The organism is Microcoleus sp. T3_D1 (assembly GCF_036700405.1).
GTDB lineage: Bacteria > Cyanobacteriota > Cyanobacteriia > Cyanobacteriales > Microcoleaceae > Microcoleus.
Map to the genome: position 1 here is coordinate 61,785 of NZ_JAUBOV010000006.1, position 18,822 is coordinate 80,606.

Below are 18,822 nucleotides of genomic sequence, written 5' to 3' on the forward strand. Positions count from 1 at the left end.
ATTGTAGTGCGAGCGTCCCCGCTCGCGTATTGTACAATACGCGAGCGGGGACGCTCGCACTGTAAATGCAAAACTGAGATGCTCCCCCTTCCTTCTTCCCTCTTCCCCCTTCCTTCTTCCTTCTTCCCCCTTCCTTCTTCCTTCTTCCTTCTTCCTTCTTCCTTCTACCCCAACAAACAAGCTGCGGGAAAAATCAGATATTCTAAGAAAAACAACTTCCAGATAAACTGATAAAATGCAGCAATTTCTATTTTATCGTCCAAATCAACTTTCGCGCTCCAAAACCACATCAAACCCAAAGCCGCCAAATGAGAAACTGCCAGAAACACTAAATTAACATTAGGCAATACGATCGCTCCCGCCAAAGTCGCGCCCAAATAACAAACCGTCAACACCCAGCGAGATAAATTAAAGACGGCCGGCTTGCCCAGCTCAATCGTAAACGTAGTAATATTATATTGCTTGTCCCCTTCCATGTCGGGGATATCTTTAAAAATGGCGATCGCAAACGTAAACACCACAACAAAAACCGTTAGCACCCAAACTTCCGCAGGAATCTCAAAAGACATACTCTCCAAACTCCAGCCAGAAAAAGCGCTTTTCGCCCTTCCCAAATTCAACACCCAATTAAAGTGCAAAAATAACCCTAAATTTACGATCGCGCCCCGCACAGTAAAAATGCACAGCGCCGCCCACAAAGGAAAGCGTTTCAGCCGAATTGGCGGCAGAGAATAAGCAGTCCCGAGCGCCAAACTAACGCCAACGGTAGCCAGCAAAAACGGCCCTTGTAAAACAGCAGTCAAAATTGCTAGGATTCCCGTTGCAATTACGATTAATTCCCCGGTTTTCCGAGAAAACACTCCCGATGCGATCGGCAAATACGGCTTATTAATTTTATCAATTTCAACATCTTCTAACTGGTTCAATCCCACAATATAAATATTGCCGCAAATGCAAGCCAACCAGGCAAAAGCTAGGGCCCCAAATACAGGATTCACAAACAGCCGCGCGCTTTGGGCGATCGCGTACAACGCCAATACACTCAAGCTAGTACCCACAATTGTGTGCGGCCGAGAAAACTCCCAAAATGCCCTCACCCAGCTTTGCGGAGCCGAGCCATTTTTATCAATCCAAGACTTGCCAATCGAATCGTTGCCCATAAATCTCACACCCGCACCAAACAAATAATATTCTGTAGGGTGTGCAATGCACACCTTACTCATCAACTCAAGACTCAAAACTTCTCTGATATCTGCCTGTTATTTTACAGCACAAATCAGCCCAAAACGAATCAACCCGCTCTGATATCCACGGCTCATCAATCCGAGAGCAAGTGCAGCTTGAATAGTCGTCCAACCGCTAGTTAGCAAACCCCAAATCGCGCTCGGAGTCAAAGCAGAATCGATCACCACATCCCAAAAAGGAGCAACAGCTTTTGACCAATCAGCGCTGCGAATACTTGTCAAAGGCAAACTGCGAACAATTTCCTCGTATTCCGGCAAAGAAATCACATAAGGCAAAGCATAAACCCGGTAAATTTCTGCCAATTCCTTTCTCTCTTCATCAGTTAATTCTCCCGCCGTTTCTCCCACCGGGCGGTGACACCAAGTAGCCAAAATCAAAGTTCCTCCCGGCTTCAGTACGCGGCAGCATTCCTGCAAAAACTTAATTTTGTCTGGCATATGTTCGCCACTTTCGAGCGACCAAACCAAGTCGAATGACTCGTCAGGAAAAGGCATATTCAAAGCATCGGCCACCAAAAAATTCACATTGCTTTGAGCATCGGCAATTTTAGCGCGTTCGGTCGCTCTGTTGGCCTGTACCGGACTCAGAGTAATCCCGGTCGCTGTAACGACGCTAGCGCCCGTTTTATTTGGTTCGGCAGATATGCTAAAATCACGATCGCTCCTGCCATCCAACTTTAAATTATTTTCCGCGATCGAACTAAACTTTTGAGTCAAATACAGCGTGCTGCCGCCGATGCCGCAACCGACATCGAGAATGCGGTAAGATTCACAGAGTGCCTTCTCTGACGGTACTCCAGCCCAGCCCAGCAGTTCTTCTATCAAATCTATCTGAGCCTGTCGGCGCTCTTTTTTCAAATTGCCATCCGGGCCGTAGTAACCGTGGTGCATATGTTCGCCCCACACCTGCTCCCACAGACCGCTAGAAGCGTCGTAAAGTTGCTGAATTTGCTGGTAAAGTGTTGATGTCATCGCCGGATCGCAAGTTATTAAAGGAATTCTACCGTTATTTTCCCGATGTTGTCATAGAATTTGGCTATTGAGTTCGATCGGTCTCCGGCATTCGCCAGACAGAGATGTTCTGATTTCAAGCCCGACGATCGATTTGTGGGCTGCGTCTAAAATCTCAAATCTCAAATCGATTTGTGGATTCCCTCTCAAACCTCAAATCTCAAATCGATTTGTGGCTTCCCTCTCAAACCTCAAATCCCAAATCGATTTGTGGCTTCCCTCTCAAATCTAAAATCTCAAATCTAAAACCTAAAATCGAATGACTGTCTCGCGAACCATTGCTTTGGGCTTTCTCGCTGTCATCCTCGTAGGTGCTCTATTACTGATGATGCCCTTTTCCACAATTGATGGAACTTGGAGCGATCCAATAACAGCACTGTTTACCTCTACTTCCTCTGTCTGCGTCACGGGCTTGTCGGTTGTAGATGTCGGAAAATATTACTCTTTTTGGGGGCAACTGTGCCTAGTTTTACTGGTGCAAATAGGAGGCTTGGGCTACATGACAGCCACGACTTTCTTGCTGCTGTTATTGGGCCGCCGCTTTGGTTTGAAAGACAAAATTGCCCTGCAACAATCTCTCGACAAATCCGGGCTAGCCGGCGTAGTACAACTCGTGCAGTCAATTCTAGCAACAACGCTTTTGTTTGAATTAACAGGAGTGTTTTTGCTGATGACGGTTTTCGTCCCCCAATACGGATTTAAACAGGGTGTGTGGTCTGCTATATTTCACAGCGTTAATTCCTTTAACAACGCGGGTTTTAGCATCTATTCAGATAATTTGATCGGCTACATCAGTTCGCCTATGGTTAACTTCACAGTCACTGGTTTAATCATATTTGGGGGAATCGGCTATCAAGTAATTATGGAAATGTACCTGTGGCTGCGCGATCGCTTCAACAAAAGCCCTATCTGCACAGTTTTTTCCCTGAACTTCAAAGTTGTTACCACTACAACGGCTGTCCTTTTAATTTTAGGAACGCTAGCGTTTTTGGTGCTGGAATACGACAACCCAGACACTTTCGGATCTCTAACTTTTCCTCAAAAGCTGATGGCAGCTTGGTTTCAATCTGTTACTCCCCGCACGGCGGGATTCAATACAATTAGCATTGGCCAAATGACCGAAGCCTCGCTATTTCTGACGATCGCGCTGATGTTTATCGGCGCCAGTCCTGGCAGCACTGGCGGCGGAATCAAAACCACAACTTTTAGGATATTGTTTTGCTGTACCACAGCAGTTGTCGAAGGCCAGGAAGATGTGGAGTGCTATCAGCGTCAGATCCCGCCACCAATGATTCTGAAAACCATTAGCGTAGTCTTCGGTTCCCTGTTGGTCGCGTTCACATCTGCAATTTTAATCGAGCTGACCAATCCCCAAGTAGAATTTATCGCAGCGCTGTATGAAGCAGTTTCAGCTTTTGCCACGGTCGGTCTTTCCACTGGGATTACACCCACGCTTTCAGCGATCGGTAAGTTGATTTTGATTGCTACAATGTACATAGGTCGGGTTGGGGTGCTGCTGCTGGTGAGTGCTGCATTCGGCGACCCAAAACCCAGGTCTTTTAAGTATGCTGAGGAAAGTTTGTTAGTGGGATAAAAAAATCCTGTCTCGTTGCTGATAATCTAAACAATGGGTGACAACCCAAATCAACTTTTACTACTTACCCAAAAATCAAAAGGAGGCGGCGCTGTCTCTGCTAAAATTTAAACAGCAAGACGCTCAGCGCTGGAAATTTAGTGAACCTGTCATCTTTGAATTTTTTTCGCACTTTGCGCGCCGACAACAAGCAGTTTGCAGTTATTGGTTTGGGACGCTTCGGCAAAGCTGTCTGTTCGACTCTGCACGGTTTGGGTTACGAAGTCTTGGGAATTGACACCGACGAAAAAAAAGTAACTCAAGCTTTGAGCGATCGTATTGCTGCTCACGTTTTGCAGTTAGATTCTACGGAGCCTAGCGCTCTTGCTGAAGCCGGTATATTTGAATTTGAAACAGTGATTGTTGCGATCGGCAATTACCTAGGAGAAAGCATTACCACCACCCTTAACCTTAAGGAAGGGGGGGTACGTCACGTAATAGCCAAAGCTTCTTCGGAAACTCACTTAAAACTGTTGAAAAAAGTCGGCGCCGATCATGTAGTTTTTCCCGAACGAGAAATGGGCTGCTCTTTGGCCCGCCTTCTTACAAAACCCAGCATTTTAGAACGCTTTGACCTCGACCCCGATCACAGCATCGTTGAGGTGCTCGTTCCTGAAAAGTTTGACGGTAAAACCATCTCCGAATTGGAACTCCGGCGCAAGTATGGTTTGAACTTGCTAGCAGTCGGGCGCGCCGACAAGTTCGAGATTAATCCGGAGCCAAGCGAACGCTTGAGAAAGGGCGAGGTGATGGTAGTAATTGGTTCTAATAAAGATATCAATCGCTTGCCAATTTAACAGAGCGCCATTTTACGCACATATAGCAACATTCCTGGACTCAGAAACCCGGTTTCTTGAGTTCGGAGTGCCTAAGTCCTAAGCAATTCTTGCGGGATGTATGAAAATTTCCTACCCCTACAAACCCGGTTTATCTAAGATAAACTGGGTTTCTCTGTCAATCTTTATGTTCTAATTTTTAACTGAAATATGTATAGCAACCGCCTTGGCGGTTAGGACGGTATCGATTGCTGAAACCCTTGCTCTGATTACCTCTGCCTCCTGCCTCCTGCCTTCTGCCTCCTGCCTCCTGCTATAAATTGAATTTCACCAGTTCTGGGGTTTGTTCCGTCTTTGCGACCCCCTCGGAGAACCTAGCCAGACAAATCGCGAAAAATTTTAACAAAGTAGCAGCACCCGATCGCGCTCCCGCCAATCCTAGGAGCGCTAGCCCTGAAAATTCAGCCGACTTTCAAGATTTTTTGCAAATAAGCTTTGCCGAAAACCACCACCGCCAAGACTAGAGCGAGTTCAACAGGCCAAGGACACGCCGCCACAAACCAAATTAACGAACACACTCCAATAATTGCAGCTATGGGAGCAGGAATTCCGTCTAGCGTTCTATTGTCAGTCCCGGCAGTCACCCACCAAGCAACCAAGCAGACCGTCAAAGGAATCAAGCAACTTGCGATCATGATTTTTACCCCATCAATGTTTTTTACATATGGCATCTGAGCATATTGTTACAATACATCAAAGATTCAGAAGTGCACCATCAATTGCGATAAAATTTAAGGTTAGGTAATTCATACTATGGGGTGATATATTTTGTAATTTTTAGCTTAGCCTCTCTCAGAAGGCAGAAGTAGGTTGGCATCAGGCAGGATTGTGGAATTTTTATTTCGGCAGAAGTCCTGAAAGCTTTCTACCTTGAGGTCACTAACCCCACCCTAAAGGGATGGGGCTTGAAAGCGGAAGACTCACCACCTTCTTAATTTGAGGCCAAACCAGTGTCTAGCCTGGGTCTTCGAGACAAGCTGAACTATATGGTGGTGGTACACCAAGCGACGTTAAGAATGCTTCCCTAGTTTTTAACCTCTCGGATAGTCAGCGGCGAAGGGATATATACACACGGGCTTACAGCCACTTGCTATGCGTACAGGTAAAAAGCACGAGCCTGTAACTGTCCAGGCGAAAGGCGAATACAAAACGTCGAACGTCGTCACTATATTCAAGGCGGTAGCAAGCAAGAAAAGGGGGACTAATCCTCCCCCCATCCAATGTAAAGCCGTCCTAAAAGGACGGGGTTTCAAACCCAAATTTTTGATGAATTGCAATGCGGCCATCTCTGCAAGTTATACTCAGGATTGCAGTCAGTTACTGTAGAGCGTGAATCAATGCTGGGCAAATTTTTTCGCAAGCCAGAATTAGAAAATAGCGATCGCGTCCCCCCGGGTCAATACCTCGCCAACGGGTTTCCCGTGCTGACCTACGGCGATACACCCTCCGTCAGCATTGAAAGTTGGGAATTTAAAGTCTGGGGATTGGCCAAACCAAAAACCTTCACTTGGTCGGACTTCCAGGCCATGCCCCAAAGTAACTTTACTGCGGATTTTCACTGCGTCACCCGGTGGTCAAAACTCGACGTGCAGTGGACGGGAGTTAAAGTGACAGATTTTATGAACTATATAGAAGTCGATCCGAAAGCTATGCACCTCGTGGAACACTGCTACGGCGGCTACACGACTAACATTGCGATCGCCGACTTCCTCCGAGAAGAAAACTTTTTCGCCCACACCGTCTTCGGCGAACCCCTATCGGCAGACCACGGCGGCCCAATGCGGCTCGTAGTTCCCCACTTGTACGCTTGGAAAAGCGCTAAATGGATTAACGGCCTGCAGTTTACAGAAACCGAAGAACTCGGTTTTTGGGAACGCAACGGCTACCACCAGCGGGGCGAACCTTGGGCAGAGGAACGGTACAGCGGTCTGTTTTGATGGTCGATCGGGAGCAAAGACGGGGCCATACCTTCTCTATACAATCTTGGTTGAGGGGCAATCCGGTCTTTTACCGCTTCAATCGGCAGAAATTGCATCTGGTCGATCGCATCTTTGGGATATCTCACGCCACGGGATCTATTTAATTCAACCAAAATACGTAGAGCCAACGATCGCATTTTGTACGTAATTTACCCGATAGATAAACTACTTTAACTCCCCTACACAAGTCCCAAAAAACAAATATTCCCAGTTTCAGGTTAATATAAAACTTCTGTAACAGTCCGTACCCACGAATATTACCGTATTTATACTTAAGTGTTTGCTGTTGAGGATTGAGACTTGACAATATAATAAAAAATTAGCCTAATCCCGATCCAAATCACTTGGGCTGACCCGCGCTCCCATGCCCGCTACGGCAAGGTTTCAAGCCACAAAATTTATAATTATTTAGTGGGTATTATTAGGAGGCGATCGCCCGCGGGCCGATGCGATCGACAGCATTTATGAAGGATATGTAAAGGCTTGATAAAGAATATGTCAAACTTTACCTAAAGTGCCCCAAATACAAACAAAGTATCGCATAATGAAATTATTAAGACGATCGCACAAAAGGAACAGGTTTATGAATACCAAACTCTTATCCGCCCTAACAGCTACCGCCGCCGCCACAGCTCTGTTTGGCGCCGGAGCTCCAGCTCAGGCCTTCTCCTTTGGTACCAACGGCATCACATTCAGTCAAGATCAAGATGTCAAGTTTAAATTCAAAGAGTCTCACGGTGGGTATACTTCCTCTTTGGGAATCTACCAGGTGAACGGCTTCACACTCGCTAACGTTGCCAAGTTATTTTCGGAAACTAAATCCTCAGACAACGGTGACGCTAGCGACTGGAAAGGAACTTTGGGCAATACCGTCACGGGTTCTGGCGAGGTAGTATTCAGATTCTTGGCAAATCAAGTTTACACTTTGGGACTCTCCAGCACTTTCGGGGAGGCGTCGAAGGGCATGGTCTACTCGACATCAGGGCTGAACCTGAACGTCGCCTCTACCGGCAGCCAGCAAGCCGTGTTTGGCGCGCAATCGCAACTGTGGAGCGAACTCAACACAGAAAAAACGAACCGCTTCGGAGCTGCCGGAAACTTCACAAACGGAATAGGTTCTCTGTTTAACGGAGGCACACTAATCTCCTTCGACGATCGCGGTAACAGCAACGACGCAGACTTCCAAGACTTCACAGTCAGCGCAGAAGCAGTTCCAGAACCGATGACAATGACTGGTTTGGCTCTCGGTTTGGGTGGTTTGGTTGCAGCGCGCCGCCGTCGCGCTAGCAAGACGACTTCATGATTTTTTCAACCGGAACAATATCCTCAATGACGCTTGACAAAATAAAATTCAATTAGGAGGCGCGCTAATGAGAAATCGGCTCGCCTTTTGCTTGATTTGAAAAGTCAGAAGGGAGAAGTCATATCAATTCTGGTTGCACTCCTCCGGAATTGTTGACTGTTGACTGTTGACCGTTGACTGTTGAAGGAGGGGTCGCCAAACTGAATGATGGTTGAGTGTTGGATGTTGACTCGATTTTACGCCCGACTGTCGAAGCGCGGATTTGATATCAGAGGAAAGTTCGGCCACGCCCAGTGTACGGGATTTAACGGAGTTAACGGATGGGTGTTGAGGGAAGAAGTCAAGCGTGAAGCCAGAGGATTTTTCCAACTCTCCCACTCTCCCACTCTCTCCCTCTCCCAACTCAAAATTCAAAACTCACTCACGGTAAATTGTTCGATCGTACAAAGTCACCAGTACCGGTTGAGGAATTTTAAGGTCCGCCCGGATGCACGCTACTTTAATCGCCACCACAGCCCTAGTGTTTGTCCGTCGCACCTGTGCTTGTTCGCGCAGCGTCCAATAGCGGACAATAAGATCCAAAGAACCATCGTTAAAGCCTGAAGTATCAACATCATAGGCTAAATTTAAAGGCAAGTTAGTTCGCCTGCGGGGCAGGCCTATTAGTAAGCTGTTGTGCATTTAAATTGTATATTGAGGGCGCGATCTCCTGCCCAACCCCTACTCCCCACACCAGTAAAGATTTATTTGACTATGCAATTTAAATGCGGATTAGCTTACCCGCACTGAATTGGCAAATACGATCGCCTTCGGCACGATAACTCGCTCTCCCCCATCGCTAATAATTTGAGTTGAACGCAGCAAAATCTTTTCAACAGTACCTTCAAAAGCCTTCTACAATTATTATCCGATCGCCCCATTGAAACGGTTCGTGCAACAGAAAAAATATTTCCGCTAAAAAGTATTTGAAGATGTCTGGGAACGGGAAACTAATCCCTACTGAACCAAGTCCTAACCAACTGATGATATCTGCAGGCTGCCAAGCGGGGAACGCCACGCAGGCGATCGAACTGCCAGCAGCCCAAGTGAGAGTGTCAATCGATTTTAGATTTTCGATTTTAGATTTTCGATTGAAGCCTTGACCCCACGGATAAATTCGCGGGCTTGTATCCTGGATGCTTTCGGTCAAATAATTAAAAAATGCCACGCTAACACAAAAGATTGAGATCCATCGCCCGACAAGAATGTTTGACTCTCACTGTGCGGGTGACTCCATCGACTAGCTCGCTAATCATTAAAACACAGTCAAAATTTAAGATTAGCAGCGCCGACCCCGATCGAGTAAAATCACAGCACTTGCCCGCCGATGACTTAATCTGCTAAAACTAACAAAGTTTGATGATTTCTGAGAAATAACATACATGGTTGCTACATCCGTCAAGATTAAACACGAAGTCAAAGACTTGTCCCTCGCCCCCTTGGGAAAGCAACGCATCGAGTGGGCCGGCCGGGAAATGCCCGTTTTGCGGCAAATTCAAGAACGCTTCGCTAAAGAAAAGCCTTTTGCTGGCATTCGCTTGGCTGCTTGCTGCCACGTAACCACAGAAACCGCTCATTTGGCAATCGCCATCAAACTCGGCGGTGGCGACGCCGTACTGATCGCCAGCAACCCCTTGAGCACTCAAGATGACGTAGCAGCTTGCTTAGTTGAAGACTACGGCATTTCCGTCTTCGCCCTCAAAGGAGAAGACGCGGCTACCTACGAACGTCACGTCTACACAGCCCTAGACCACCGCCCCAATATTATCATCGACGACGGCAGCGACGTGGTAGCCGCCCTGATCCAGCACCGCCCGAACCAAATTTCCGACTTAATCGGAACTACCGAAGAAACTACCACAGGCATCGTGCGCCTGCGGGCCATGTTGAAAGACGGCGTGCTGACTTTCCCCGCAATGAACGTCAACGACGCCGACACCAAGCACTTCTTTGACAACCGCTACGGCACCGGTCAATCTACCCTAGACGGCATTATCCGCGCTACCAATATTTTGTTAGCCGGTAAAAATATTGTGGTTGCAGGTTACGGTTGGTGCGGCAAAGGCACGGCACTGCGCGCCCGCGGTATGGGTGCTAACGTAATTGTCACCGAAATCGATCCGATTCGGGCGATCGAAGCAGTGATGGACGGTTTCCGCGTCATGCCGATGGACGAAGCAGCAACAGTCGGAGATATATTCATTACCGTTACCGGCAACAAACACGTCATTCGTGCCGAACATTTCGACACAATGAAAGACGGCGCAATTGTTTGCAATTCCGGTCACTTCGACATTGAAATTGACCTCAAATCCCTCGGCGCAAAAAGCACCGACGTGAAAACAGTCCGGTCTTTCACTCAAGAATATCACCTCAATAATGGCAAATCGATTATTGTGTTGGGCGAAGGCCGTTTGATCAACTTGGCAGCAGCCGAAGGACACCCCAGCGCCGTGATGGATATGAGCTTTGCTAACCAAGCTTTAGCCTGCGAATATCTAGTTACGAACAAAGGCAAACTAGAGCCTGGTATTCACTCAATACCCGTAGAAGTTGACAAAGAAATTGCCCGTCTCAAATTGGAAGCAATGGGTATTCACATTGATACCTTGACTGCCGAACAAATTGAGTACACAAACTCTTGGACTTCGGGCACTTAATCATCGTTTATCGTTCCCAGGCTGTGCCTGGGAATGAATGCAGCAAGGCTCTGCCTCCCTCATGGGGAGTCGAGGCAGAGCCTCGTTTTTGATCGTTCCCAGGCACAGCCTGGGAACGATCAAAAAACGAGCAAAATACAAAGTACCTATTACCAATATTTAAATCAAAATGGTTGAATGGATAACTAACACAATGCAGTCGATGAGCTATCTCGGGATTGGCCTGTTGATGTTTTTAGAAAATCTTTTCCCCCCCATACCCTCAGAATTGATTATGCCGCTGGCAGGATTCACGGCCTCAAAGGGTGATGATATGGAGTTAGCGCCGGCGATCGCAGCCGGAGTAATCGGTACAATTCTGGGGGCGTTTCCCTGGTACTATGCGGGTAAATTATTGAGCGAAGAACGCTTGAGGAATTTAGCCGACAAATACGGCAAGTGGATCACAGTATCGGGTGCCGATATTGACAAAGCAAATAGATGGTTTAACAGACACGGCAACAAAGCCGTGTTTTTGTGTCGCCTCGTACCGGGAGTTCGCACCCTAATTTCCCTGCCCGCTGGCATCAATAATATGCCTTTAATTCCTTTTTTACTATACTCAACCGGCGGCACTCTTTTATGGGTAAGTTTCCTGACTTTTGCCGGATATAAACTAGGGGAAAATTATACACTTGTAGAGGAATATCTGGCCCCGGTTTCCAAAATAGTTGTGGTGATTATTGTCATTTGGTGTATTTTGTGGGTTGTCAAAAAGAATATGCAGAAGGAAAAATATCGCAAATAAAGGCAAAAGTTGTGAAAATAATCGGCGTTTATTTGCGTTCATCGGCGGCTACAATCACCATTTTGACCCCACCCAAAAACGCATACAACTTTCCGACAAAAGTCGCGATCCGTTCAAAATTTTAGACTAAGGTTCAACCTCCCAGATTCATGTGTGGAGTAAATCTAAAATCTAAAATCTAAAATCTAAAATCCACTGACTTGTTTCTAGCATCTTCTCAACCGTAGCGCTGAAAGATAGAGAGGGAGATTTGAGGGAAACTTCTGCTATCTTTGCTACTTTTTTAAATTGAGGTTGAAATGGGCGATCGCCCAAAAGTCAGAGTGACGGGCAGCCGATCGCCCAAAAATCCCACTTAAATTTATACAAATATTTAAGATTGGTGGAGGTTTAGGCAGATAATCGTGGCAAAATAGGGAACATTCCTATCCGCGCTGTTAAAATATGTACGAAAAGATTGTAGCCCCGACAACAGGTTCTAAAATTACTTTCAAAGACGGTTTGCCGATCGTCCCCAATGACCCAATTATTCCCTTCATTCGCGGCGACGGTACCGGCGTTGACTTGTGGCCTGCATCCCAGAAAGTCATGGATGCTGCGGTAGAAAAGGCTTACGGTGGCGATCGAAAAATCAACTGGTTTAAAATCTATGTAGGCGACGAAGCCTGCGATGTCTACGGTACTTACCAATATCTGCCCCAGGATTCCTTAGACGCCATCAAAGAATACGGAGTCGCCATCAAAGGGCCACTGACAACCCCAATCGGGGGCGGCATTCGATCGCTAAACGTAGCTTTGCGGCAAATCTTTGACCTTTACGCCTGCGTGCGCCCCTGCAAATATTATGCTGGAACACCATCGCTACACAAAACCCCTGAACTCCTAGATGTAATTATTTACCGGGAAAATACAGAAGATATTTACCTCGGAATTGAATGGGCCAAAGGCAGCGAAATCGGCAAAAAATTGATTGAATTCCTCAATAATGAGTTAATTCCCGCAACACCAGAACATGGCAAAAAACAAATTCGCCTCGATTCTGGAATCGGAATAAAACCCATTAGCAAAACAGGTTCTCAGCGTTTAGTACGGCGCGCCATTACCCACGCTTTACGGTTGCCGAAAGATAAGCAGCAAGTGACTTTGGTGCACAAAGGCAACATCATGAAATATACTGAAGGAGCTTTCCGAGATTGGGGTTATGAATTAGCAACCACCGAATTTCGCGAACAGTGCGTAACTGAAAGAGAGTCTTGGATTCTGGAAAACAAAGAAAAAAATCCCGACATTAGCTTAGAAGATAATGCTCGCCAAATAGACCCAGGATACGATGCTTTGACCCCAGAAAAACAAGCCAAAATTCGTCAAGAAGTAGCCGACGTTCTGTTTGCAATTTGGGACAGTCACGGCAGCGGCAAGTGGAAAGAAAAAATCATGGTCAACGACCGAATTGCTGACAGTATTTTTCAACAAATTCAAACCCGACCGGCCGAGTATTCGATTTTGGCGACAATGAATCTGAACGGGGATTATTTGTCCGATGCGGCCGCCGCCATTGTCGGTGGATTGGGCATGGGCCCCGGTGCTAATATTGGTGATGAATGTGCAGTTTTTGAGGCGACTCACGGCACTGCACCTAAACACGCTGGTTTGGATAAAGTCAATCCCGGTTCCCTGATTTTGTCCGGGGTGATGATGTTAGAATACATGGGATGGCAGGAAGCCGCAGATTTGATTAAGAAGGGTTTGGGAGCGGCAATTTCTAACGGTGAAGTTACTTATGATTTGGCGAGGTTGATGGAACCGCCGGTGCCTGAGTTGAAGTGTTCGGAGTTTGCTGATGCGATTATTAAGCATTTCGCGGATTGAGTTTGAGGGCTTTTTTTGAACGGGCTAGAAGCCCGTTCCACAAAAGTCAATTTGCTTGTGGGGAGTAGGGGTTGGGCTTCTAGCCCGCCCGCTGTGGATTGAGAACGGGCTAGAAGCCCGTTCCACAAAAGTCAATTTGCTTGTGGGGAGTAGGGGTTGGGCTTCTAGCCCGCCCGCTGTGGATTGAGAACGGGCTAGAAGCCCGTTCCACAACCAGTAAACTTGCTTTGTGGGGTGGGCGGGACGCCCGCTGTTTATTAAGAACGGGCTAGAAGCCCGTTCCACCTCACATCTTGCACCATTGTCAAGAACAGGCAAGATGCCTGTTCCACAAAGAGGGAATTTTCTTGTGGAACAGGCATCTTGCCTGTTCATAAAAAGCTTATTGAGAATGGTGCAACATCTCAGTTCCACAAAAGTCAATTTGCTTGTGGGGTGTCCCGCCCTCCCGAAAATACAATTTAGATGGGGGGTTTATAATGATGGAACAGCCATGCCGCGCTCAACTGCAGGACGCTTCTGCAAGGTTTCTACCCAACGTTTGAGGTGGGGGTGGTTGTCGAGGCTTAATCCTTGAAATTCGTAAATAGCAACCCAGGGATAGGTAGCAATGTCGGCAATAGAATAGTCGCCGCAGATGTATTCGTATTTTGCTAGTTGAGTGTCTAATACTCCGTAGAGGCGCAAGGTTTCTTTTTCGTAGCGCCCAATCGCATAGGGAATTTGTTCGGGTGCAAAGCGTTTGAAGTGGTTTAGCTGACCAAACATCGGGCCGACGCTGGCCATTTGAAACATCAGCCATTCCATAACTTGAAAGTATTTTTGTTTGTCTGTGGGCAGAAATCTGCCGCTTTTTTCGGCAAGATAGATCAGAATAGCGCCGGACTCGAAGACGGTGATGCCGTTATCTCGATCGACTATCGCCGGAATTTTGCTGTTGGGGTTGATGGCGATGAATTCTGGGCTAAATTGGTCGTTTTTTGTGATGTCGATGACGTGCACGTTGTAGGGTAAACCTATTTCTTCGAGCATGATCGAAACTTTGCGACCGTTGGGGGTAGTAAAAGTGTAGAGGTCAATCATAGTTGTGATGTTAAGTTGAAAGTTGGCAAGGCAGGAAATAACCTGATATACTATCACAATTTGGACGAAAATTGCGATAGTATATCTATTGTGTTAAAATTATATTCTAATAATAGAAGAATAACGATCGCTCGAAATGGACATTATTGAAATTCTCAAAGACGATTATCAAAGATTTCCAGATAATCAGACTTACAGCATCTATGCAAAAGATGTTTATTTTGAAGATCCGGTGAATCGATTTACAGGAGTCGATCGCTACCGCAAAATGATCGGGTTTATGGGGACTTTTTTTCAGGATATAAATCTCGATTTGCACGAGATTTCGCGATCGGGGGATACTATAGACACTCGCTGGACTCTGAGCTGGATCGCACCGCTACCTTGGAAACCTAAAATGGCGATCGCCGGTAGGAGCGAAATGAAAGTCAACAGCGACGGTTTAATTGTTTCTCACATCGATTACTGGAACTGTTCGCGGTTGGATGTGCTCAAACAGCTTGTATTTCCTGTGAAAACTAATGTTTGAGAATTGTTCTTAGGTTTGTTAGCAATAAAAAATAGTGTTTCAAGAGCGAGATCCCTTTTTTAACCGCAGATGTTAGCAGATAAACACAGATGAACGCTGATGGATTTTTATTTGTTGCAATTGATATCTGAGATAAATAATTTTAACTGATCTTGACATGGCGGCAATTTCGTGAGTCACAGGAAATGTGCTGTGTCCGGCTGGTGCTTGTCGCCAAAATTAAGCGCCGACTAAATTAATCTCTGTTACAGAACGTTACAATAAAGAAGTAAAGAATTTTCAGGCGAGCTAAACAATCAATGCGCTTAATATTAATGACCGGAAAAGGCGGCGTCGGCAAAACCTCCGTAGCCGCTGCTACTGGGCTACGGTGTGCCGAATTGGGATACAAAACCCTAGTGCTGAGCACAGATCCCGCTCACTCCTTAGCCGACAGCTTCGACATGGAACTCGGACACGATTCGCGGCTGGTGAAACCGAATTTGTGGGGAGCAGAATTAGACGCTCTCAGGGAATTAGAAGGCAATTGGGGAGCCGTTAAGCGCTACATTAGTCAAGTCTTGCGAGCGCAGGGACTCGAAGGGGTGCAAGCTGAAGAATTAGCCATCTTGCCAGGAATGGATGAAATCTTCGGTTTAGTGCGAATGAAGCGGCATTACGACGAAGGCGAATTTGATGTTTTAATTATCGATTCGGCTCCGACTGGCACTGCATTGAGACTGCTAAGTTTGCCGGAAGTTGGCGGCTGGTACATGAGAAAATTTTACAAGCCGCTGCAAGGCATATCAGCCGCCCTTCGGCCTTTAGTTGAACCTATTTTTAGACCAATTGCGGGTTTTTCTTTGCCAGACAAAGAGGTGATGGATGCACCTTACGAATTTTACGAACAAATCGAAGCTTTGGAAAAGGTTTTAACTGACAATACTGTCACTTCGGTAAGGTTAGTTACCAATCCCGAAAAAATGGTAATTAAAGAGTCTCTGCGCGCTCATGCCTATTTGAGTTTGTACAATGTAGCCACTGATTTAGTAGTAGCTAACCGGATTATTCCCGCAGAAGTAACTGACCCATTTTTCAAACGGTGGAAAGAAAGCCAGGAACAGTACCGTCAGGAAATTCACTCAGATTTCATGCCGCTTCCAGTTAAGGAGGTGCCACTTTATTCAGAAGAAATGTGCGGTTTGGCAGCTTTGGAACGCTTGAAAGAAACGCTTTACAAAGACGAAGACCCCAGTCAAGTTTATTACAAAGAAAATACGATTAAGATCGTGCAGGAAAACAATCAATATAGTCTTGAACTGTATTTGCCCGGAATTGCTAAGGATCAGATCCAGTTGACCAAAACGGGAGATGAGTTGAATGTTCGGATTGGGAATCACCGCCGTAATTTGGTGTTGCCGCAAGCTTTAGCGGCGCTGCAACCTTCGGGGGCGAAGATGGAGGATGATTATTTGAAGATTAAGTTTGCTTAAGAAGACTTACGCACTATCAACCTAAAAAACCCGGTTTCTAGGAAAAATCGTGGATAATCCCTTGAGATATTCACGCAGAAACCGGATTTTTTGTGCGCGTGCAGGTATTGAGCTATTCAGCAGACTTACGCCATTCTTGTCCAAGGCGAACTGCTTTGTCAAAAGTAGGATGGTTGCGTCTGCGTTTATGAGACAGTGACTTTTGTAATGGTATCAATTCCGATTGTACCGGAATGATTTAACCGCAGAGGGCGCAGAGGGCGCAGAGTCTGCAGAAGAGAGAGATGAATAATTCCGATGTCAAGGGGTTGGATATGAGATGCTGCTGGCTAGACACAATTAACAGGGCTCAGCACGAAGGACTTCGTTTAATGCCTCATCAATCACTGCATCGCTGACACCTCGGCGCTTCAAACTTGCTACTAAGGCTGTTACTGTCTCGCTCTCAAATCGTTCTAAATCAACGCGCAAACCTTGACCGATATAAGCACGAATTAATGGCTGATAACCCGAAAAACCCAACAATGGTGCAACTTTTTTTAAATCTTCCACAACATCTTCGGGCATACGAATCGTCACGCTAGTCATTGGACGGTTGCGGTTTAATCGCTGCTTTAATGCTTCAACCTTCATACTCTGCCCTCTCCTGACGAGTTGCTTTACGTGCTGAAATAATCCGAATGACATTTTCTTCACGCTCAATGTGAACCACATACAGTAGATTCCACCGACTATCTAGCCAAATCACAGTATAGGGAAAGGGATGAAAAGAATTCGACCTTCCTATTCATCAGGCTGACTCCAACAAATAAATAGTTCTAAATCATCAATGATCTTACCAATGGGTGCTGTTGCAATAACCTCAATAACTCCAAGCCCTAGGTAGTCCTTGATTGACTCGCTCGTAGGCATACATCGTAATAGTGGCCACATCATGGGTAAGTAAGATGCGTCCTTCATTAGCCGCCCATTCTAAAATATCTGGATCGTCAGTGTGAATCAGCCCTACATCTTGGACACGAACAATATCTAATTCAGGCAAACGTCTCACCAGCCCACGCAATATGGCTCCATTAAAATTTTCATCAGTTAGAAGGCGCACTTGGTATCGACTCCCCTTTTGACTGATAACGAGTAAGCAAACGTTGTCTCAGATCAACTAAGTTGTGTTGTCGAGAAAGTTCTTGTCTCAGTTGCTGAGATTGTTGGCTGCGCTGTTCCAAATAACTGTCAATTTCCTGACGATGGTTTAGATAGTAAGCAATGGTACTGTATATGTCTTCTAAGCGAACAACTGAATACTGAATAGCGATTTCTTCGGGAGTGGAGCCATTGTGGTATGAAGCAAGTATGCTATCTAGGGTGACTCGACTCGAACCTATACGGATACCTCCCGCTTCATCCCAACGGAAAGGAGGAGAGGTTGCTTGGAATTTTGCTGGGGCGCTCATTAGGGACATATTCTACCTGACTTGAACTGTATCAAAACATTGTAGCAAGAAGCCTAATGCTTTGTCGGAAGGTAATGAAAGCCAACCATAATTATAGCTGTCGTTATGCTGGCTTTGCTACGAATGCAGGATAGGTTTTGTGTGCATCTGCATAAATCCTAAGTGCTACAGACATTTGTTGTTGGGCAGTTTCTCCTTGTGCCTGAAACCAAGCAAATGTTTCAGGATCGACTTGAACTGGCATAGTAATAGCCGACTGAGGCATTCGTAATTGCGCTCTAGTAAAGAACTCCTCCGATAGTGGTGGACTATCGGAAGTATCGATATCTTCATCGCTCATTGCGTCGATTCTCGCCCAGTCGGTTTGTGAGGTATTGTTCATAGCGTCTGCGTTCATAAGACAGTGACTTTCGCCCTGGAGATAATACGAACTGTTTCCCGATCAAGCTCCGTGTAGACAACAACTACAACTCGTCCATCAAGTAAACCAATACCGATACTCGACTCCAACGCATTGTTAGGCTTTCTGATTGCTACGGATATGGCAATAAATTTAAGTTTTGAATGAATCGATAATCTCGTTGGTTCTTAGTGATGAAAGGGTACTCCCATACTATTGCTGTAGCTGCGATCGAGCCATCGGCAATTAGTAAGCCGTGACTTAGCCGATACAACCGTAACAAGTCAACCGCCTTATCTGAGATAGACTGGTCAATTCTAATCACGTCAAACTGCTGGAGAAATTTTTCTAGAGTCTGTAACTCTACCTTGTTAGCGCAGCCAACAATTAGCTCCATTTGTGTGATTATGCTAATTGCTAATCGAGAACTTGATTTTAGTCCTTGCAAACAATTAACTGCATCAGGAATACCACGACCAACATCAATGATTATGTCGGTATCTATGATAGTTGAACTAGCCATGTG

21 protein-coding genes are annotated in these 18,822 nt (G+C 46.1%); 9 read left to right on the forward strand and 12 right to left on the reverse strand.

The window, feature by feature from the left end; genetic code table 11:
• Positions 1–164: 164 nt before the first annotated feature.
• On the reverse strand, positions 165–1,223 hold the full coding sequence (locus tag QT992_RS04840; RefSeq protein ID WP_333337087.1) for a homogentisate phytyltransferase: 1,059 nt from the start codon (positions 1,221–1,223) through the stop codon (positions 165–167).
• 36 nt (positions 1,224–1,259) lie between these two features.
• A complete protein-coding gene (locus QT992_RS04845; protein WP_333337089.1) occupies positions 1,260–2,216 on the reverse strand; it encodes a methyltransferase domain-containing protein in 957 nt (318 codons plus the stop codon).
• A 298-nt stretch (positions 2,217–2,514) separates the two neighbouring features.
• On the opposite strand from QT992_RS04845, the gene QT992_RS04850 reads away from it, so the two are divergent.
• Both QT992_RS04850 and QT992_RS04855 read left to right on the forward strand, forming a co-directional pair.
• Positions 2,515–3,849, forward strand: a complete 1,335-nt coding sequence (locus QT992_RS04850) for a TrkH family potassium uptake protein (protein WP_333315772.1) — start codon at positions 2,515–2,517, stop codon at positions 3,847–3,849.
• A 140-nt stretch (positions 3,850–3,989) separates the two neighbouring features.
• Complete coding sequence (locus tag QT992_RS04855) at positions 3,990–4,685, forward strand: TrkA family potassium uptake protein (RefSeq protein ID WP_333315773.1); 696 nt, start codon at positions 3,990–3,992, stop codon at positions 4,683–4,685.
• Positions 4,686–5,125: 440 nt separating this feature from the next.
• On the opposite strand, the gene QT992_RS04860 is transcribed toward QT992_RS04855, so the two are convergent.
• Positions 5,126–5,395 carry a hypothetical protein gene (locus tag QT992_RS04860; protein WP_333315774.1) on the reverse strand — a complete coding sequence of 90 codons (270 nt, stop codon included), beginning with the start codon at positions 5,393–5,395 and terminating at the stop codon, positions 5,126–5,128.
• A 666-nt stretch (positions 5,396–6,061) separates the two neighbouring features.
• On the opposite strand from QT992_RS04860, the gene QT992_RS04865 reads away from it, so the two are divergent.
• Entirely contained in the window at positions 6,062–6,661 is a 600-nt protein-coding gene (locus QT992_RS04865) for a sulfite oxidase-like oxidoreductase (RefSeq protein ID WP_333315808.1), read from the forward strand.
• A 625-nt stretch (positions 6,662–7,286) separates the two neighbouring features.
• On the forward strand, positions 7,287–8,006 hold the full coding sequence (locus tag QT992_RS04870; RefSeq protein ID WP_333337091.1) for a PEP-CTERM sorting domain-containing protein: 720 nt from the start codon (positions 7,287–7,289) through the stop codon (positions 8,004–8,006).
• Between the two features lie 417 nt (positions 8,007–8,423).
• Here QT992_RS04870 and QT992_RS04875 read toward each other — a convergent pair whose 3' ends face one another.
• From QT992_RS04875 to QT992_RS04880, 3 genes are all read right to left on the reverse strand, one after another.
• On the reverse strand, positions 8,424–8,687 hold the full coding sequence (locus QT992_RS04875; RefSeq protein WP_333315777.1) for a hypothetical protein: 264 nt from the start codon (positions 8,685–8,687) through the stop codon (positions 8,424–8,426).
• Positions 8,688–8,777: 90 nt separating this feature from the next.
• Positions 8,778–8,870 carry a hypothetical protein gene (locus QT992_RS33545; protein ID WP_445251109.1) on the reverse strand — a complete coding sequence of 31 codons (93 nt, stop codon included), beginning with the start codon at positions 8,868–8,870 and terminating at the stop codon, positions 8,778–8,780.
• Between the two features lie 19 nt (positions 8,871–8,889).
• Positions 8,890–9,195, reverse strand: coding sequence for a hypothetical protein (locus QT992_RS04880; protein ID WP_333315778.1), 306 nt, complete (start codon positions 9,193–9,195; stop codon positions 8,890–8,892).
• Between the two features lie 232 nt (positions 9,196–9,427).
• Between QT992_RS04880 and ahcY the strand changes: the two genes are divergently transcribed.
• The 3 genes from ahcY (at position 9,428) to QT992_RS04895 (ending at position 13,361) form a co-directional block, all read left to right on the forward strand.
• A complete protein-coding gene (gene ahcY / locus QT992_RS04885; protein ID WP_333109311.1) occupies positions 9,428–10,705 on the forward strand; it encodes an adenosylhomocysteinase in 1,278 nt (425 codons plus the stop codon).
• A gap of 229 nt (positions 10,706–10,934) precedes the next feature.
• On the forward strand, positions 10,935–11,492 hold the full coding sequence (locus QT992_RS04890; RefSeq protein WP_333376655.1) for a DedA family protein: 558 nt from the start codon (positions 10,935–10,937) through the stop codon (positions 11,490–11,492).
• A 444-nt stretch (positions 11,493–11,936) separates the two neighbouring features.
• Complete coding sequence (locus QT992_RS04895; RefSeq protein WP_333337094.1) at positions 11,937–13,361, forward strand: NADP-dependent isocitrate dehydrogenase; 1,425 nt, start codon at positions 11,937–11,939, stop codon at positions 13,359–13,361.
• 474 nt (positions 13,362–13,835) lie between these two features.
• Here QT992_RS04895 and QT992_RS04900 read toward each other — a convergent pair whose 3' ends face one another.
• A complete protein-coding gene (locus tag QT992_RS04900) occupies positions 13,836–14,444 on the reverse strand; it encodes a glutathione S-transferase N-terminal domain-containing protein (protein WP_333176617.1) in 609 nt (202 codons plus the stop codon).
• Between the two features lie 136 nt (positions 14,445–14,580).
• On the opposite strand from QT992_RS04900, the gene QT992_RS04905 reads away from it, so the two are divergent.
• On the forward strand, positions 14,581–14,973 hold the full coding sequence (locus tag QT992_RS04905; RefSeq protein ID WP_333337096.1) for a DUF2358 domain-containing protein: 393 nt from the start codon (positions 14,581–14,583) through the stop codon (positions 14,971–14,973).
• Between the two features lie 299 nt (positions 14,974–15,272).
• The gene (locus QT992_RS04910; RefSeq protein WP_333337098.1) at positions 15,273–16,445 is read left to right on the forward strand and encodes a TRC40/GET3/ArsA family transport-energizing ATPase; all 1,173 of its coding nucleotides are present in this window, start codon (positions 15,273–15,275) and stop codon (positions 16,443–16,445) included.
• A gap of 339 nt (positions 16,446–16,784) precedes the next feature.
• Here the strand turns inward: QT992_RS04910 and QT992_RS04915 are convergent, their stop codons facing one another.
• From QT992_RS04915 to QT992_RS04935, 5 genes are all read right to left on the reverse strand, one after another.
• Positions 16,785–17,078 (reverse strand): hypothetical protein, encoded by a 294-nt coding sequence (locus QT992_RS04915; protein WP_333337099.1) that lies wholly within the window; start codon positions 17,076–17,078, stop codon positions 16,785–16,787.
• 229 nt (positions 17,079–17,307) lie between these two features.
• Positions 17,308–17,547, reverse strand: coding sequence for a DUF5615 family PIN-like protein (locus QT992_RS04920; RefSeq protein WP_333053177.1), 240 nt, complete (start codon positions 17,545–17,547; stop codon positions 17,308–17,310).
• Positions 17,531–17,896 (reverse strand): DUF433 domain-containing protein, encoded by a 366-nt coding sequence (locus tag QT992_RS04925; protein ID WP_333053176.1) that lies wholly within the window; start codon positions 17,894–17,896, stop codon positions 17,531–17,533. Before QT992_RS04925 ends, QT992_RS04920 begins: the two co-directional genes overlap by 17 nt.
• Positions 17,897–17,999: 103 nt before the next feature.
• On the reverse strand, positions 18,000–18,293 hold the full coding sequence (locus QT992_RS04930) for a hypothetical protein (RefSeq protein ID WP_333312996.1): 294 nt from the start codon (positions 18,291–18,293) through the stop codon (positions 18,000–18,002).
• Between the two features lie 136 nt (positions 18,294–18,429).
• Positions 18,430–18,819, reverse strand: coding sequence for a type II toxin-antitoxin system VapC family toxin (locus QT992_RS04935; protein WP_333337101.1), 390 nt, complete (start codon positions 18,817–18,819; stop codon positions 18,430–18,432).
• Positions 18,820–18,822 lie beyond the last annotated feature (3 nt).

What these genes read in the sequence shown, in the direction of transcription:
- QT992_RS04865 (WP_333315808.1), top strand. Translation starts at nt 6,062, where the DNA reads ATGCTGGGCAAATTTTTTCGCAAGCCAGAATTAGAAAATAGCGATCGC.
- QT992_RS04905 (WP_333337096.1), top strand. Translation starts at nt 14,581, where the DNA reads ATGGACATTATTGAAATTCTCAAAGACGATTATCAAAGATTTCCAGAT.
- QT992_RS04845 (WP_333337089.1), bottom strand. Translation starts at nt 2,216, where the DNA reads ATGACATCAACACTTTACCAGCAAATTCAGCAACTTTACGACGCTTCT.
- QT992_RS04910 (WP_333337098.1), top strand. Translation starts at nt 15,273, where the DNA reads ATGCGCTTAATATTAATGACCGGAAAAGGCGGCGTCGGCAAAACCTCC.
- QT992_RS04850 (WP_333315772.1), top strand. Translation starts at nt 2,515, where the DNA reads ATGACTGTCTCGCGAACCATTGCTTTGGGCTTTCTCGCTGTCATCCTC.
- QT992_RS04870 (WP_333337091.1), top strand. Translation starts at nt 7,287, where the DNA reads ATGAATACCAAACTCTTATCCGCCCTAACAGCTACCGCCGCCGCCACA.
- QT992_RS04925 (WP_333053176.1), bottom strand. Translation starts at nt 17,896, where the DNA reads ATGAGCGCCCCAGCAAAATTCCAAGCAACCTCTCCTCCTTTCCGTTGG.
- ahcY (WP_333109311.1), top strand. Translation starts at nt 9,428, where the DNA reads ATGGTTGCTACATCCGTCAAGATTAAACACGAAGTCAAAGACTTGTCC.
- QT992_RS04875 (WP_333315777.1), bottom strand. Translation starts at nt 8,687, where the DNA reads ATGCACAACAGCTTACTAATAGGCCTGCCCCGCAGGCGAACTAACTTG.
- QT992_RS04915 (WP_333337099.1), bottom strand. Translation starts at nt 17,078, where the DNA reads ATGAAGGTTGAAGCATTAAAGCAGCGATTAAACCGCAACCGTCCAATG.
- QT992_RS04895 (WP_333337094.1), top strand. Translation starts at nt 11,937, where the DNA reads ATGTACGAAAAGATTGTAGCCCCGACAACAGGTTCTAAAATTACTTTC.
- QT992_RS04840 (WP_333337087.1), bottom strand. Translation starts at nt 1,223, where the DNA reads ATGAGTAAGGTGTGCATTGCACACCCTACAGAATATTATTTGTTTGGT.
- QT992_RS04935 (WP_333337101.1), bottom strand. Translation starts at nt 18,819, where the DNA reads ATGGCTAGTTCAACTATCATAGATACCGACATAATCATTGATGTTGGT.
- QT992_RS04900 (WP_333176617.1), bottom strand. Translation starts at nt 14,444, where the DNA reads ATGATTGACCTCTACACTTTTACTACCCCCAACGGTCGCAAAGTTTCG.
- QT992_RS04890 (WP_333376655.1), top strand. Translation starts at nt 10,935, where the DNA reads ATGTTTTTAGAAAATCTTTTCCCCCCCATACCCTCAGAATTGATTATG.
- QT992_RS04930 (WP_333312996.1), bottom strand. Translation starts at nt 18,293, where the DNA reads ATGAACGCAGACGCTATGAACAATACCTCACAAACCGACTGGGCGAGA.
- QT992_RS04860 (WP_333315774.1), bottom strand. Translation starts at nt 5,395, where the DNA reads ATGCCATATGTAAAAAACATTGATGGGGTAAAAATCATGATCGCAAGT.